The following is a 15,451-nucleotide window of genomic DNA, read 5'->3' on the forward strand; positions in this document are numbered from 1 at the left end:
ACCTGCTCGACACGGTGCTCCGCTGCGTCGCCACCCTGGTCGTCTTCCTGGTCTTCCCGCTGCTCATCGGCCAGACCGAGCACAAGGTGATGGCGCACATGCAGGGCCGGCTCGGCCCGATGTACGCGGGCGGCTTCCACGGCTGGGCCCAGCTCGTCGCGGACGGGGTGAAGTTCGCCCAGAAGGAGGACATCGTCCCGGCCGGCGCGGACCGCCGGGTCTTCCAGCTGGCGCCCGCCGTCTCGCTGCTGCCGTACCTGTTCGTGCTGCTGGCGATCCCGGTCGGTCCGAACGGCTTCGTCGGCCAGGCGGTCGACGCCGGGCTGTTCTTCGTGCTGGCCGTGATGGGCGTCGGCGTGATCGGCAAGCTGATGGCCGGCTGGGCCTCGGCGAACAAGTTCTCGCTGCTCGGCGGCCTGCGCACGGCCGCCCAGCTGATGTCCTACGAGCTGCCGATGGTGCTCGCGGCGGCCTCGGTGGCGATGGCCGCCGGCACCCTGTCGCTGCCCGGCATCCTGGACGCCTGGCAGTGGTACTGGCTGCCCTGGCAGCTCATCGGCGCCTTCGTGTTCTTCACGGCCGGCCTGGCCGAGCTCCAGCGGCCGCCGTTCGACATGCCGGTCGCCGACTCGGAGATCATCTTCGGCGCCTACACCGAGTACACCGGGCTGCGCTTCGCGCTGTTCCTGCTGTCCGAGTACGCGGGCATCCTGGTGGTGTCGGCGCTGACGGCGGTGCTGTTCCTCGGCGGGTGGCACGGGCCGATGGCGGACCAGCTCGGCTGGCTCTGGATGCTCCTCAAGACCTTCGCGCTGGCCTTCCTGGTCATCTGGCTGCGGGTCACCTACCCGCGTCTGCGCGAGGACCAGCTGATGCGCTTCGCCTGGATCGTGCTGATCCCGCTCGCGCTCGTCCAGCTGGCCCTCACCGGCATCATCAAGGTGGCGATCGCATGAGTTTTCCCGGTGCCGGTCTCGCCAAGGGCCTGGCCGTGACGCTGCGGACGATGACGAAGAAGACCGTCACCGCGCAGTACCCCGACGTCCAGCCGGTGCTGCCGCCGCGTTCGCGCGGCGTCATCGCGCTGCTGGAGGAGAACTGCACGGTGTGCATGCTCTGCGCGCGCGAGTGCCCGGACTGGTGCATCTACATCGACTCCCACAAGGAGACGCTGCCGGCCGCCGAGCCGAACGCCCGGGCCCGTACCCGCAACGTGCTGGACCGCTTCGCCATCGACTTCTCGCTCTGCATGTACTGCGGGATCTGCATCGAGGTGTGCCCCTTCGACGCCCTGTTCTGGTCGCCGGAGTTCGAGTACGCGGAGACCGACATCCACGAGCTGACCCACGAGCGGGAGAAGCTCCGGGAGTGGATGTGGACCGTCCCGGCGCCGCCGGCGCTGGACCCGGCGGCCGAGGAGCCCAAGGAGATCGCCACCGCGCGCAAGGCGGCGGACAAGCTCGCCGCCGCCGCGGCGGCCGAGGCTGCCGCCGCCGTCGAGGCCGCTGAGGCCGTCGAGGCCGCCGAGGAGAAGGGTGACGACGCGTGAACGCCGCTGCCACGCTTCTCGCGGCGACCGGTTCCCTGGAGCCGGCCGCCCGTTCGTTCCTGTCCCCGACCGGGCAGGAGGTCGTCTTCCTGCTGGTCGGCATCGCGGTGCTCGGCTCGGCGGTGGTCTCGGTGACCACCAAGCAGCTGGTGCACGCCGCGCTCTGGCTGGTGGTCGCGCTCGGCGGGCTGGCGGTGGAGTTCCTGCTGCTCACGGCCGAGTTCATCGCCTGGGTGCAGGTGCTGATCTACCTGGGCTCGGTGGTCGTCCTGGTGCTGTTCGGGCTGATGCTCACCAAGGCGCCGATCGGGCGCTCGCCGGACGCCGACTCCAAGAACCGCTGGGTCGCCCTGGTGGTGGCGCTGGCCGCGGCCGGGACCCTGGTGACCCTGGTGGTCGACGCCTTCCGGACCTCCTGGATCGACCTCGGCGCGGGCGGCGGTTCGGCCTCCGTGACCGGCGCCAGCCTGTTCCGCAACTGGGTGCTGCCCTTCGAGGCGCTGTCCGTGCTGCTGCTGGCGGCGCTGGTCGGCGCGATCGTGCTGTCGCGCGGGTCCGGGCGCCGGGTGCCGACGCCCCGGGCGGGCAAGCTGCGGGCCGGACGGCCGGTCGGGTCGAACGGGACGGTGGCCGCGACCACGCCCAAGCCCTCCGCGCCCGCGTCGTCCGCGTCGTCCGCGTCGGAGGAGAGCTGATGCACCTCGTCTACCCCGTCGTCCTCGCCGCGCTGCTGTTCAGCGTCGGCGTGTACGGCGTGCTCGCCCGGCGCAACGCCGTCCTGGTACTGATGTCCGTCGAGCTGATGCTCAACGCCGTCAACCTCGACCTGGTCGCCTTCGACGCCTGGCTGCGCGACTCGCTGCACGCCGGGCAGGCGCTCACCCTGTTCACCATCACCATCGCCGCCGCCGAGATCGGGCTGGGGCTCGCCATCGTCCTGCTGCTGTTCCGGGCCCGGGGCACCGCGGACATCGACCGGGCCACCGCGCTCGGCGACCCGGCCGAGCCGCACACCCCGGCCGAGGACGAGCCGGTCGCAGCCGAGGCACTGAAGGGCCGGGCCACCGCATGAACCTCGCCCTGCCCGTCCTCGTCCCCGCGCTGCCCGCGCTCGGCGCCGCCGCGACCCTGGCCGTCGGCAAGAAGGCGCCCGGGCTGGCCCGGCCGCTGGCGGTCGTCCCGGTCGCCGTCTCGGCCGTGCTCGCCCTGGTGGTCGCCCTCCAGCTCGGCACCGGCCGGACCCTGGACGCCGCCACCCGGCTCACCCCGACCGGCGGCCCGGACATCGCGCTCTCCGTCCACCTGGACGGCTTCACCTCGCTGATCTCGGTGCTGGTCGGCCTGGTCGCCACCTGCGTCCAGGTCTACTCGACCGCGTACCTCAAGGAGGACCGGCGCTACCCCTCGTACGCGGCGCTGGTCTCGCTGTTCACCGCGGCGATGTTCCTGGTGGTCTACTCGGGCGACCTCGTCGTGCTGCTGGTCGGCTGGGAGGTCATGGGCGTCTGCTCGTACTTCCTGATCGGCCACCACTGGGAGAGCGCCGACGCCCGGTCGGCCTCGCTCAAGGCCTTCCTGGTCACCAAGCTCGGTGACGTGCCGTTCCTGTTCGGGATCTTCCTGCTCGGCGCGGACGCCGGCAGCTTCCGGATCACCGACGTGCTGTCGGCCGCGACCGAGGGCCGGCTGGGCCACCCGACGCTGGTCGCGCTGCTGCTGCTCGCCGGCGTGGCCGGCAAGAGCGCCCAGTTCCCGCTGCACACCTGGCTCCCGGACGCGATGGCCGGTCCGACGCCGGTCTCCGCCCTGATCCACGCCGCCACCATGGTCGCGGCCGGCATCTACCTGGTGGCCCGGCTGCTGCCGGTGTTCCTCCAGTCGGGGGCGGCACTGGTGGTGCTCGCGGTGATGGCCGCCGTGACGATGATCGGCTCGGCGCTCTGCGCGCTGGCCCAGGACGACCTCAAGCGGGTGCTGGCCTACTCCACCGTCGGCCAGCTGGGCTACATGGCCGGCGCGCTGGCCAGCGGTGACCGCGAGGCCTCGGTGTTCCACCTGGTCAGCCACGGCGCGTTCAAGGCGCTGCTGTTCCTGGCCGCCGGTGTGGTGATCCACGCCGCGCACACCAACTCGATCTCCGCGATGTCCCGGATCCCGGGCCTGCGCAGGACCGTCCCGGACGCCCACTGGACGATGGGCATCGCGCTGTTCGCGCTGGCCGGGCTGCCGCCGTTCTCCGGCTTCTTCAGCAAGGAAGCGGTGCTCACCGCGGCCGAGCACGCCGCCAACGGCGAGGCGCTGACCAACGGCCTCGGCCCGGCCTCGGCGGTGCCGCAGGCGGCCGGCTGGATCGTGCTGATCTCGGCCGCGCTCACCGCGCTGCTCACCGGTGCCTACGCGGCCAGGCTGTTCCTGGTCGCCTTCCACAGCCCGGTGGGCGCGGCCGCGCCCGCTCGGGCCGCCCAGGCGGCCCAGGCCGCTCCGGCCGAGCACGAGGCCGACGCGCCGTACTCGCCCGAGCCGGACGAGGCCGACCCGACCACCGCCGAGCCGCCCGCGATGCGCTGGCCGCTGTGGGTGCTGGCCGTCCCGACCATCGCCTTCGGCGTCGCCGGGCTGCGCTCGGACTGGCTGCCCGCGCTGCTGGACGGCGGCTCGCTGCGCCCCACCGGCGTCACCGCCGTGACCGGCACCGGGCTCGCCGTGGTCGGTGTGCTCGCCACGTACGGCGCCTGGCGCTCGGCCACCGCACGGCTGACCACCGGCCGGCCCGCCCCGGCCGCCGCCGGGAGGGTGCCCGAGCAGGCCGGAGCCCCGGCCGCCGAGGTGGTCGTCGCCGACCCCGGGCGCACCCTGCTCGGCCCGCTGTTCGGTCCGGCCCGGCACGGCTTCGGCGTCGACCGGCTCTACCACCTGCTGTTCGTCCGGCCGGTGGTCGTGGCGGCCCGGCTGGTCCGCTTCCTCGACCGCGAGGTCGTCGAGGGCTACGTGCAGGGCAGCGGGATCGGCGCCAACCTGCTCGGCCGGGCCGTCCGGCTCGCGCAGACCGGCAACGCGCAGACCTACCTCAGCGCCCTGCTGGCCGGGGTCGTCCTGCTCGCCGTCCTGGTGGCGGTGTAACCGGTGCCGTTCTCCCCCATCCCCGTCCTCTCCACCGCCGCCCCGAGGAGCCCCCGATGAACGCGGTCCTCATCGCCCTCCTGGTGCTGCCACTGCTCGGCGCCGCGCTCACCCTGGCGCCGGTGTTCGGCCCGGACCAGGCCGTCGCCGGCCGCCGGGCGCTGCGGCTGAACTCCGTCCTCACCGGCGCGGTGCTGCTGCTCTCCGTCGTCCTCGCGGCCGGCTTCGACCACGACGCGCCGGCCCGGATGCAGGCCACCACCGACCTGGACTGGATCCCGGCCCTGCACGTGCGCTTCCACCTCGGGGTGGACGGCGTCTCGCTGCCGCTGATCGTGCTGACCGCGCTGCTCACCTTCCTCTGCGCGCTGTACTCGGAGAAGCGGCTGCCGGGCGGGGAAGCCCGGGGCGGAGCCGCTGAGGAGCACCGGCCCTCGGCGCAGGCCTTCGTCGGGCTGTTCCTGCTCCTCGAAGTCGGCATGCTCGCCACCTTCGCGGTGCTGGACCTGATCCTCTTCTTCCTGTCCTTCGAGATCGTGCTGATCCCGATGTACTTCCTGATCGCCCGCTGGGGCAGCGGTGCGAGGACCCCGGCGGCCAACCGGTTCATCCTCTACACGCTGCTCGGCTCGGCCGTGATGCTGCTCGGCTTCCTGCTGATCGGCAGCAAGGCCGGCACCTTCGACATGCAGGCGCTGGCCGCCGGGCACGGCAACGGCCTGAGCCACACCACCCAGGTGGTCGCCGCGCTGGCGATCATGGTCGGGCTCGCGGTCAAGGCCCCCGCCTGGCCGCTGCACAGCTGGCTCCCCGACGCCCACACCGCCGCCCCGACGGTCGGCTCGGTGCTGCTGGCCGGCGTGCTGCTCAAGATGGGCACCTACGGACTGGTCCGGGTGCTCCTCCCGGTCGTGCCGGACGGCACCACGACGCTCGCCCCCTACCTGGGCGCCTTCGCCGCCGTCGGCATCGTCTACGGCTCGCTGGCCTGCCTGGCGCTCGCCCGCCCCGGGGCCAAGGGCGACCTCAAGCGCCTGATCGCCTACTCCTCCGTCGGCCACATGGGCTTCGTACTGCTCGGCATCGCCTCCCTCACGCCGGTGGGCGTCAACGGCGCGCTGTTCGCCAACATCGCCCACGGTCTGATCACCGGCCTGCTGTTCTTCCTGGTCGGGGCGGTCAAGGACCGCTACGGCACGGCGGACCTGGACACCCTCTCCGGGGCCACCGGCGCGGCCCTGTACGGCCGGGCACCCCGGATCGGCGCGCTGCTCGCCTTCGCCGCCGTCGCCAGCCTCGGCCTGCCCGGCCTGGCCGGCTTCTGGGGCGAGCTGCTCGCCATGTTCGGCGCCTTCGACCCGGCCGCCGGGCTCTCCCGCCCGGCCTTCGTCACGTACATGGTCCTGGCCGGCCTCGGCACCCTGCTCACCGCCGGCTACCTGCTGATCGTGGTCAAGCGCGTCTGCATGGGCGACCCCGAGCAGCCCGCGCCGGTGGCCGAGGTGCCCGACCTGCGGCCGTACGAGGCCGTCAGCTGGACGCCGCTGGCCGCGCTCACCCTGGTGGCCGGACTCTGGCCCGCCCTCCTGCTCGGGCTCTCCGACCCGGCCGTCAAGCACCTCCTCGGGGGTGGCTGACCGTGCTCGCAGCCCACACCGCCGCACTCGGACCTCACTCCACGGGGCAGCACACTGTGACCTCCCTCGCCGTAGCCCACCCGGGCAGCCTGATCCAGTCCGTGGACTGGGTGGCGATCGCGCCCCCGCTGATCGCCGCCGTGGCCGCCCTCGCGGTGCTGGTCACCGACCTCTTCCTGCCCGAACGGCACAAGCGCTGGCTCGGCCGCCTCACCGCCGCCGGACTCGCCCTCGCCCTGCTCGCCCTCCTTCCGCTCACCGGGGGATCACCCCGGGCCACCTTCTGCCTCCGGAACGTAGCAGGGGCCACTGACACCGGCGGTTGTTCGTACGTCGCCGACCACTTTGCGCTGGTCTTCCAGCTGCTGGCCCTCGGCGGCGCGCTGATCGCGGCGCTGCTGTCGATGCACACCGTCGAGGACCAGAAGCTGCCCCGCGGCGAGTACTGGTTCCTGCTGCTCTCCAGCGCCACCGGCGCCGCGCTGCTGCCCGCCTCCCGCGACCTCGCCACCATGGTGATCGCCCTGGAGGTCGCCTCGCTGCCGGCCTTCGCCCTGGTCGCGCTGCGCCGGGACGGGCGGGGCGCGGAGGCCGCGCTCAAGTTCTTCGTCTCCTCCGTCACCGCGACCGCCGTGATGCTGCTCGGCATCGGCTTCGTCTACGCGGCCAGCGGCAGCCTGCACCTCGGCGCCGTCGCCCAGGGGCTGGAGCACGCGCCCGCCCAGCTCAAGGCGCTGGCCGAGGCGGGGGCGGTGCTGACCCTGGTCGGCTTCGCCTTCAAGGTCGCCGCCGTCCCCTTCCACTTCTGGGTGCCCGACACCTACACCGGCGCCCCGCTGCCGGTGGCCGGCTACCTCTCGGTGGTCGGCAAGGCGGCCGGCCTGTCCGGGCTGGCGCTCGCCACCACCGTCGCGTTCCGCCCGTACGCCCACACCTGGGGCCTGGTGCTCGCCGTGCTGGCCGCCGTCACCATGACGGTCGGCAACGTCGGCGCGCTGCGGCAGCGCTTCGACACCCGGTACAGCGCGGTGCGGCTGCTGGCCTGGTCCTCGGTCGGCCAGGCCGGGTACCTGCTGGTGCCGCTCGCCGCGGCCGGCTACGCCCCCACCGGGGCCGATCCGCTGGGCGCGACCGCCGCGTACGCGCTGATCTACGGCGTGGTGAACCTCGGTGCCTTCGGGGTGGTCGCCGCCGTCGGCCGCCGGGCCGGGACCAGCGTGGACGACTTCCGCGGCCTGTTCGCCCGCAACCGCTGGACGGCGCTCGCGCTGGCCTTCTTCCTGCTCTGCCTGGCCGGGCTGCCGCCCGGCGTGATCGGCCTGTTCGGCAAGGTCGTGGTGTTCCGCGCGGCCGTGGACGCCGGGCTGGGGTGGCTGGCCGTGGTGATGGCCGTCAACGTGGTCGTCGCCCTGTACTACTACCTGCTGTGGACGGCTCGGCTGTTCACCCCGGCCGACGCGGCTGCGGACGCGGACGCAACCGCGGACGGCGCCGAGCGGCGGCTGCCGGTCAGCCTGACCGCCACCCTGGGGCTCACCGCCTCGGCGGCGGTGGTGCTCTCGGTCGCCCCGCAGCTGGTCCTCCAGGTGGCCGGCGGCTCGCTGTTCTGAGCCGCCGACCGGGTGTCGCGTCGGTCACAAGGGAACAAGGTCCCGGGGCCCGCCCGTTGAGCGGGCAAGAGGGACGAGGCAGAAAGGGCTTCCCCACCGCACCACTGGAGGGCCTGACGTGCACAGCCGGCACAACGGACTGAGGACCGCCGTCCTGCTCGGTGGCCTCTCGGCACTGATCCTGGTGATCGGCGGATTCTTCGGCCGGACCGGCTTCGTGATCGCCCTGCTGGTCGCCCTCGGGACCAACGCCTACGCCTACTGGAACAGCGACAAGCTCGCGCTGCGGGCCATGCGGGCCCGGCCGGTCAGCGAGTTCGAGGCGCCCGTGCTGTACCGGATCGTGCGGGAGCTCTCCACCTCGGCCCGGCAGCCGATGCCCCGGCTCTACATCTCCCCGACGCCGGCCCCGAACGCCTTCGCCACCGGCCGCAACCCGCGCAACGCGGCGGTCTGCTGCACCGAGGGCATCCTGCAGATCCTGGACGAGCGCGAGCTGCGCGGGGTGCTCGGGCACGAGCTCAGCCACGTCTACAACCGGGACATCCTGATCTCGTCGGTCGCCGGGGCGCTGGCCTCGGTGGTGATGTTCCTGGTGAACTTCGCCTGGCTGATCCCGTTCGGCCGGAACGAGGACGACGACGGCCCCGGGCTGTTCGGGATGCTCGCCATCATGATCCTCGGGCCGATCGCCGCCGGGCTGATCCAGCTGGCCGTCAGCCGCTCCCGCGAGTACCAGGCCGACGCCGACGGCGCCCGGATCACCGGCGACCCGCTCGCCCTCGCCAGTGCGCTGCGCAAGCTCGACGCCGGCACCCGCCAGCTGCCGCTCCCGCCGGAGCCCCAGTTGCAGACGGCGAGCCACATGATGATCGCCAGCCCGTTCCGGCCGGGGGAGGCGGGGGCGCGGCTGTTCTCGACGCATCCGCCGATGGCGGAGCGGATCGCGCGGCTGGAGCGGATGGCCGGGTACCGGTCGTAGCGGCCGCTGCGCGGGGCCGGGGCTGGGGGCGGCGCGGTCAGCCGGTCGACTCCTGGTAGGCCGTCCGCAGGCGGTGGATGCCCTCGGCGACCTGGGCGGGGCTGTCGGCGGCGGCGTAGCTCAGCCGCAGGTGCGGGGCCGGGGGCTCGGCGGCGTGGTACGGCCGGCCGGGGGTGACCTGGACACCCCGGCGCCGGGCGGCGGCGACCAGGGCGCCGTCGTCGGTGCCGTCCGGCAGCCGCAGCCACAGGTGGTAGCCCCCGGGCCGGTGGGCGCCGAGCACCCCGGGCAGCTCGCGGTGCAGGGCGGCCACGGCGGCGGTGCGGCGGTCGCGCAGTTCGGCTCCGAGGGTGCGCAGGTGACGGGCCCAGCCCGGGTCGGAGACCAGCTCCAGGGTCGCCTCCTGGAGCGGCCGGGGCACGAAGAAGCTGTCCACCACCTGGGTGGCCCGCAGCCGGGCGAGCGCCGGGCCGCGCGCGGTGAGGGCGCCGACCCGCAGGTTGGGGGAGGCGGCCTTGGTGAGCGAGCGCAGGTGCACCACCACCCCGTCCCGGTCGTCGGCGGCCAGCGGGCGCGGCAGCGCCGGGGCGTCCGCGTGGACCAGCAGCCGGGCGAAGTCGTCCTCGACCACGAACGCCCCGGCGGCCCGGGCGATCCGCAGCACCTCGGCCCGGCGCGCGGGCGAGAGCACCGCGCCGGTGGGGTTCTGGAACAGCGGCTGGCAGACGAACACCCGGGCCCGGGTGGCCTCGAAGGCGTCGGCCAGCAGCTCGGTGCGGACGCCGTCGGCGTCGACCGGGACGGGCACCGGCCGCAGCCCGGCCGCCCGTACCACCGCGAGGATGCCCGAGTAGGTCGGCGACTCGACCAGCACCGGGGAGCCGGGCGCGGCCAGCGAGCGCATCGCCACGGTCAGGCCGCCCTGCCCGCCGGCGGTGATCAGGACGTCCCCGGCGCTGATCGGCCCGGCGTGGCCGCCGATGTCGCGGGCGAACCAGCCGCGCAGTTCGGTGAGGCCGTCGGTGGGCGGCCGGTCCCAGGCGCCCGGGCGGCGGCCGGCCCGGGCGAGGGCGGCGGCGAGCAGCCGCTCGGGCAGCAGCGAGGAGTGGGGGTAGCCGCTGTTGAGGTCGATGACGTCCGGCGGCGGCACCTGGAGGGTGGCGAACACCGGTGCGGCCAGCAGGTCGCGCGGGCCGGAGTCGGCGCTGAGCGCGACCTCCTGCCAGGAGAGGTCGCCGGGCCGGGCGGCCGGGGCCGCCGGGGAGTCGGGGGCCGCGGCGAAGGCCGCCGCCCGGAACACCCCGGCACCCGGCCGGGAGACCACCAGTCCCTCGGCGACCAGCACCGCGATGGCGCGGGAGACCGTCACCGGGCTGACCTGGTGGCGCTCCGTCAGGGCCCGGCTGGACGGCAGCTTTCGCCCTTCCGGGTAGCGCTCGACCTCCCGCCGGAGGCTTTCGGCGAGTTCGGTCACGCTGCTACGCTCGTTCATGACGGCACAAGATAGCGCTACCCGGACCGTGGCGATAGCACCCGGGACCGGTACCTCCGGCACCGCCCCCGGCACCGCCTCCGGAACGGCCCTCGCCGCCCTCGGGGTGGCCTCCTTCTCGCTCACCTTCCCGGCCACCGTGTGGTCCCTCGACGGGTTCGGCCCGTGGACCTCGACCGGGCTGCGCGGCGCCCTGGCCGGCCTGCTCGCCGGGCTCTACCTGCTGGCCTCCGGCGTCCCGTTGCCAAAGGCCCGGCAGTGGCCCGGCCTGCTGGTGGTCTCGGCCGGCTGCGTGGTCGGGTTCCCGCTGCTCACCACGCTCGCCCTGCGGACCTCCTCCACCGCCCACTCGGCGGTGGTCATCGGCCTGCTGCCGCTGGCCACCGCGGTGGCCTCGGCGCTGCGCACCGGCCGGCGGCCGTCCCGGGCCTTCTGGGCGGCGGCGCTGGCCGGGGCGGCGGCCGTGCTCGGCTTCACCCTGCTGCAGAGCCACGGCCGGCCGACCGTCGCCGACCTCTACCTGTTCGCCGGGGTGCTGGTCTGCGCGGCCGGGTACACGGAGGGCGGGCGGCTCTCCCGGGACCTCCCGGGCGCCCGGGTGATCGCCTGGGCGGTGGTGGCCGCGGCGCCGGTGATGCTGCTGACCGCCGCCTACGGGCTCTCCGCCGAGCCGGTCCGGCTCGGTGCGAAGGCGCTGGTCGGACTGGCGTACATCGCGGCGGTCTCCCAGCTCGGCGGGTTCGTGTTCTGGTACCGGGGGATGGCGGCCATCGGGGTGCCGCGGGCCAGCCAGCTGCAGCTCGCCCAGCCGCTGCTGACGCTGGTCTGGTCGGTGCTGCTGCTCGGCGAGGACCTGCCGGTGGCCGCGCCGCTGACGGCCGTGGTGGTGCTGGGCTGCATCGCGGTCACCCAGCGGGCCCGAGCGTAGTGCGGGCCCGAACCCTCGCGCAGGGCCGTCCGGAGGAGCCGCCGGCTCGTTAGGATGACCCCGCGCCCCCGTCGGTCCGGGGAGCGGCATCCGGAGGGAGTGGGCCGTCATGGCAGACGAGAGGCACGCCCCGGCGTCCGGGGACGCGCCGACCCGACGGCGCGGGCAGGGCGAGCTGGAGGCGCAGGTGCTGGCGGTGCTCCAGCGGGCGCCCGGCCCGGCCACCGCGGGGTGGGTCCAGGAACGCATCGACGGCGACCTGGCGTACACCACGGTGATGACCATCCTGTCCCGGCTGCACGCCAAGAAGGCCGTCTCCCGGAGCCGCTCCGGCCGCTCCTACCTGTGGCAGGCCTCCGCCGACGCCGCCGGGCTGGCCGCGCTGCGGATGCGCCGGATGCTCGACGGCGAGGCGGACCGGGACGCCGTCCTCGCCAGCTTCGTCACCGCGCTGCTGCCGCACGACGAGGAACTGCTGCGGGCACTGTTGGACGCCGCGTCCGCGGAGCCCCCAGCGGCCGACCGTGAGAGCTGACTCGTGGGCTTCTTCGTCTTCCTCCCGCTGATCCTGCCGCTGACGGCGGTGCCGATCGCCCGGCTGACCGAGCAGCACCTGCACCCGCGCGGGGCCGCCCGGCTGATGACCGTGATCAGCGCCGTGATGGCGGTGTGCAGCGTGCTCTGCCTCGGGCTGATCGGCGTGGTGGGCACGGCGCAGATCCCCGGCAACCCGCTGCCGGACAGCTGGTCCGACCCGGAGGTGCGGCACGCGCTGCCGTACCACGAGACGGTCGGCACCGCCGCGATGTGGCTGCTGGCGCTGGTCGGCTTCGCCTGCTCCCGGACGGTCGTGCGGCACCTGCGGGTCCGCTCCCGGGCCCGGCGGGCGCTGGCCGGACTGCCGGAGGCCCCGGCCGAGGCCGGCGACCTCGCGGTGCTGCCGGACCACAGCCCGTACGCCTACGCGCTGCCCGGCTCGCCCGGGCGGGTGGTGGTCTCCACCGGGATGCTGGCCGGGCTGGCCGAGGACGAGCGGGAGGCGCTGCTCGCGCACGAGCGGGCGCACCTGCGCCACCACCACCACCGCTACCTGCTGACCACCCAGCTCGCCGCCTGCGTCAACCCGTTCCTGCGGCCGTTGCAGGAGGCGGTGGCGTTCAGCGCCGAGCGGTGGGCGGACGAGGAGTCGGCCCAGGCGGTGGGCGACCGGCGGATCACCGCCCGGGCGGTGGCCCGGGCGGCGCTGGTCTCGCACGCCGCCCCGGTGCCCGGCTTCGCGGCCTTCGCCGCTCCGGCCCCGGCGCCCGGCCCGGTGCCGCGCCGGGTGGCCGCGCTGCTCGGCCCGGTGCCGACGGCCCGCAACTGGCCGCCGGCCAAGACCCCGGCGGGCCTGGCGGCGATGGTGGCCGCGGTCGGCACGGCGGCCTCGGCGCTGTGCGCGCTCAACGCGGCGGTGGCGCTGCTGGTGGTGTTGAAGGCCGTCACCCCGCTCTAGGCCCGCCCTGGGAGGGTCAGATCCGGACGAGCATCTTGCCGGTGTTGGCGCCGCGCAGCATGCCCAGGAAGGCGTCCACCACGTGGTCGAAGCCGTCCACGACGGTCTCGTCCGGGACGAGGGCGCCGGAGCGCAGGTGCGGGACGGCGAAGTCGTACAGCTCGGGGCGGGCGTCCAGGTGGTTGCGGACCAGGAAGCCCTCCAGGCGCAGGCTCCTGCCGACCACCTCGTAGAGGTTGCGCGGCGCGGGCGGCGGGTCCAGCGGGTTGTTGTACTGGGCGACGGCGCCGCACCAGGCGATCCGGCCGTGGTCGCGCATCGCACTGATCGCGCCCTCCAGGTGGGCGCCGCCGACGTTGTCCAGGTAGACGTGCAGCCCGTCCGGGGCGGCCTCGCGCAGCCGGTCGGCGATCGGGCCGTCGTGGTAGTCGAAGGCGGCGTCGAAGCCGAGGTGCCCGGTGAGGTGGGCGACCTTCGCGGGCGAGCCGGCGCTGCCGATGATCCGGCCGGCGCCGAGCAGTCGGGCGATCCGGCCGGCGGCGGTGCCGACCCCGCCGGCCGCGGCCGAGACGAACAGGGTCTCGCCGGGCTGGAGCCGGGCGATCCTGGTCAGGCCGACCCAGGCGGACAGCCCGGTGCCGCCGAGGATCGAGAGGTGGGCGCTGAGCGGGACACCCGCGAAGTCGGGCAGCAGGTCGGCACGCTCGGCGGTCACCACCGAGTGGGTGCGCCAGGCCTGCCGGTGGAAGACCAGGGCGCCGACCGGCAGCGCGTCGGCCCGGGACTCCACCACCCGGCCGAGGGTGCGGCCCTCCAACGGGGCGTGCAGCTGCCAGCCGCCCTCGTCCATCTCCTCGCGCATGTACGGGTCGACGGACTGGTAGAGGTTCTCGACCAGGGCCTCGCCGGCGGCGAGCGCCGGGAGGGTCACGTCGACGAAGGCGAAGTTCTCGGCGCTCGGCGCGCCGGAGGGACGGGAGACCAGGTGGACGGCGCGGGCGGTGGGGCGGGACATCGGCGGTGCTCCGTACGGGGGAGATCGGCGGGGACGTGATCACCGTAGGAAGCGGGGGAGCGGCCGGGCAGGGGGCGGCGGCGATGGATCGGCTCCTTCCATGAGCGGATTCGATGGACGGTAGGTTCGCCGTATGACCGAACTCGCCCCGCACGAGCTGCGCGTCCTGGTCGCCGTCGACGAGGAGCGGAGCTTCACGGCGGCCGCCGCGCGCCTGGAGACGACCCAGTCCGCCGTCTCGCACGCCGTGCGCGCCTGCGAACGGAAGCTCGGCGCGGTGCTCTTCGACCGCGGGCGCCACGGCGCGCGCCCCACCGAGGCCGGCGCGCGGGCGGTCGGCTACGCCCGCCGGATCCTACGGCTGCTGGCGGTGATGGGCCCCGAAGTGCGGGGCGCGGGCGCCGGCCCGGCGGGTCCGCTGACCGGCACGCTGCGGATCGCGGCCTTCCGCAGCGCCGCCGCCCACCTGCTGCCGCCCGTGCTGGCCCGGCTCGCCGCCGAGCACCCGGGGCTCACCCCTCGGGTGCGGATCGTCCGGGAGCTCGGCCGGGGCACCGCCGGGGAGGTCGCGGACGGGCGCGCCGACCTCGGGCTGGCCACCCTGGACGCGGGCGGTCCGCCGGCCGTGCCCGGGCTGGTCGCGGTGCGGCTGTACCAGGAGTCGTACGCCCTCGCCCACCCGCAGGGCCACCCGGAGCCCCGCCGGCTGCCGCTGGTGGACTGGGCGGAGAACTGCGGCTCGTACACCAGGGACTGGTGGCGGCGGCAGGACTGGCTGCCGCCCGCGACCGTCGACGCGGAGGACGACACGGTGGCGCTCTCACTGGTCGCCCAGGGCCTCGGCATGGCGGTGATGCCCCGGACGGCACTGCTCGGCGCGCCGCCCGGGCTGGCCGTCACCGACCTCGGCCTGCGGCCGCCCAGCCGCTTCGTCGGGTACGTCACCACCCCCGAGCTGGCCGGTACGGCTGCCGTCCGGGCGCTGATCCGCGAACTGCGCGAGCTGCCGCTGCCGGCCGGGCTGACGGCGGCCTGATCAGCGCGGCCCGGGCTGATCAGCTGATCAGTCGTCGAGGCTCTCCCGGAGCTTGCGGAACTCGGCCGCCAGCGCGTCCAGGGTGTAGTGGGCGTTGAGGCCGCTCGGGTTGGGCAGCACCCACACCTCGGTGTCGCCGATGCCCTCCGGCTGGCGCCCGATCACCGCCCGACGCTGCCCGAAGGCCGTCCGGTAGGCGCCGATGCCGAGCACCGCGAGGACCCGCGGCCGCAGTCGCAGCACCCGCTCGCGCAGCGCCGCGCCCCCCGCGCGCAGCTCCTCGGCGGTGAGCTCCTCCGCCTTGGCGGTGGTACGCGGGGCGACGTTGGTGATGCCGAGGCCGAGGGCGGGCAGTTCGCCCTGCTCGTCCGGGCGGTACTGGCGCTCGGTGAAGCCGGAGCGGTGCAGGGCGGGCCAGAAGCGGTTGCCCGGGCGGGCGAAGTGGTGCCCGGTGGCCCCGGACCACAGGCCCGGGTTGATGCCGCAGAACAGCACCCGCAGCCCGGGCCCGGTGACGTCCGGGATGGTGGTGTCCTGGGCGGCCCGCAGCTGCTCGGGGGTCGGCTTCATCGGCGTCGGGGTCGGCT

The 15,451-nt window shown here is 74.8% G+C and carries 15 protein-coding genes; 12 read left to right on the top strand and 3 right to left on the bottom strand.

Annotated elements, in window-relative coordinates; genetic code table 11:
- Positions 1-2 precede the first annotated feature (2 nt).
- The 8 genes from nuoH (at position 3) to htpX (ending at position 8,898) form a co-directional block, all read left to right on the top strand.
- Complete coding sequence (gene nuoH / locus AB0F71_RS00740) at positions 3-956, top strand: NADH-quinone oxidoreductase subunit NuoH (RefSeq protein WP_360227643.1); 954 nt, start codon at positions 3-5, stop codon at positions 954-956.
- Positions 953-1,549, top strand: a complete 597-nt coding sequence (locus tag AB0F71_RS00745; protein ID WP_360226024.1) for an NADH-quinone oxidoreductase subunit I — start codon at positions 953-955, stop codon at positions 1,547-1,549. Before nuoH ends, AB0F71_RS00745 begins: the two co-directional genes overlap by 4 nt.
- Positions 1,546-2,244, top strand: coding sequence for an NADH-quinone oxidoreductase subunit J (locus AB0F71_RS00750; protein ID WP_360226027.1), 699 nt, complete (start codon positions 1,546-1,548; stop codon positions 2,242-2,244). The genes AB0F71_RS00745 and AB0F71_RS00750 overlap by 4 nt, the downstream gene beginning before the upstream one ends.
- Positions 2,244-2,621 carry an NADH-quinone oxidoreductase subunit NuoK gene (nuoK, locus tag AB0F71_RS00755; protein WP_360226030.1) on the top strand — a complete coding sequence of 126 codons (378 nt, stop codon included), beginning with the start codon at positions 2,244-2,246 and terminating at the stop codon, positions 2,619-2,621. Before AB0F71_RS00750 ends, nuoK begins: the two co-directional genes overlap by 1 nt.
- On the top strand, positions 2,618-4,669 hold the full coding sequence (locus AB0F71_RS00760) for an NADH-quinone oxidoreductase subunit L (RefSeq protein ID WP_360226033.1): 2,052 nt from the start codon (positions 2,618-2,620) through the stop codon (positions 4,667-4,669). The genes nuoK and AB0F71_RS00760 overlap by 4 nt, the downstream gene beginning before the upstream one ends.
- 56 nt (positions 4,670-4,725) lie before the next feature.
- Complete coding sequence (locus AB0F71_RS00765; RefSeq protein WP_360226036.1) at positions 4,726-6,306, top strand: NADH-quinone oxidoreductase subunit M; 1,581 nt, start codon at positions 4,726-4,728, stop codon at positions 6,304-6,306.
- Between the two features lie 56 nt (positions 6,307-6,362).
- Positions 6,363-7,916: an NADH-quinone oxidoreductase subunit N gene (locus tag AB0F71_RS00770; protein WP_360226039.1), complete on the top strand. Its 1,554-nt coding sequence runs from the start codon at positions 6,363-6,365 to the stop codon at positions 7,914-7,916.
- Between the two features lie 118 nt (positions 7,917-8,034).
- Complete coding sequence (gene htpX, locus AB0F71_RS00775) at positions 8,035-8,898, top strand: zinc metalloprotease HtpX (protein ID WP_360226042.1); 864 nt, start codon at positions 8,035-8,037, stop codon at positions 8,896-8,898.
- Positions 8,899-8,935: 37 nt separating this feature from the next.
- Here the strand turns inward: htpX and AB0F71_RS00780 are convergent, their stop codons facing one another.
- The gene (locus AB0F71_RS00780) at positions 8,936-10,390 is read right to left on the bottom strand and encodes a PLP-dependent aminotransferase family protein (RefSeq protein WP_360226045.1); all 1,455 of its coding nucleotides are present in this window, start codon (positions 10,388-10,390) and stop codon (positions 8,936-8,938) included.
- On the opposite strand from AB0F71_RS00780, the gene AB0F71_RS00785 reads away from it, so the two are divergent.
- The 3 genes from AB0F71_RS00785 (at position 10,389) to AB0F71_RS00795 (ending at position 12,813) form a co-directional block, all read left to right on the top strand.
- Positions 10,389-11,318 carry a DMT family transporter gene (locus tag AB0F71_RS00785; protein ID WP_360226048.1) on the top strand — a complete coding sequence of 310 codons (930 nt, stop codon included), beginning with the start codon at positions 10,389-10,391 and terminating at the stop codon, positions 11,316-11,318. The two genes, AB0F71_RS00780 and AB0F71_RS00785, sit on opposite strands and share 2 nt — an antisense overlap.
- A 109-nt stretch (positions 11,319-11,427) precedes the next feature.
- Positions 11,428-11,853, top strand: coding sequence for a BlaI/MecI/CopY family transcriptional regulator (locus AB0F71_RS00790; protein ID WP_360226051.1), 426 nt, complete (start codon positions 11,428-11,430; stop codon positions 11,851-11,853).
- 3 nt (positions 11,854-11,856) lie between these two features.
- A complete protein-coding gene (locus AB0F71_RS00795) occupies positions 11,857-12,813 on the top strand; it encodes a M48 family metalloprotease (RefSeq protein ID WP_360226054.1) in 957 nt (318 codons plus the stop codon).
- A gap of 16 nt (positions 12,814-12,829) precedes the next feature.
- Here AB0F71_RS00795 and AB0F71_RS00800 read toward each other — a convergent pair whose 3' ends face one another.
- Positions 12,830-13,828 carry an NADP-dependent oxidoreductase gene (locus AB0F71_RS00800; RefSeq protein ID WP_360226057.1) on the bottom strand — a complete coding sequence of 333 codons (999 nt, stop codon included), beginning with the start codon at positions 13,826-13,828 and terminating at the stop codon, positions 12,830-12,832.
- A gap of 133 nt (positions 13,829-13,961) precedes the next feature.
- Between AB0F71_RS00800 and AB0F71_RS00805 the strand changes: the two genes are divergently transcribed.
- Positions 13,962-14,864 (top strand): LysR family transcriptional regulator, encoded by a 903-nt coding sequence (locus AB0F71_RS00805; RefSeq protein WP_360226060.1) that lies wholly within the window; start codon positions 13,962-13,964, stop codon positions 14,862-14,864.
- 27 nt (positions 14,865-14,891) lie between these two features.
- Here the strand turns inward: AB0F71_RS00805 and mug are convergent, their stop codons facing one another.
- The gene (gene mug, locus AB0F71_RS00810; RefSeq protein ID WP_360227646.1) at positions 14,892-15,434 is read right to left on the bottom strand and encodes a G/U mismatch-specific DNA glycosylase; all 543 of its coding nucleotides are present in this window, start codon (positions 15,432-15,434) and stop codon (positions 14,892-14,894) included.
- Positions 15,435-15,451 lie beyond the last annotated feature (17 nt).

The organism is Kitasatospora sp. NPDC028055 (assembly GCF_040637885.1).
Lineage (GTDB): Bacteria > Actinomycetota > Actinomycetes > Streptomycetales > Streptomycetaceae > Kitasatospora.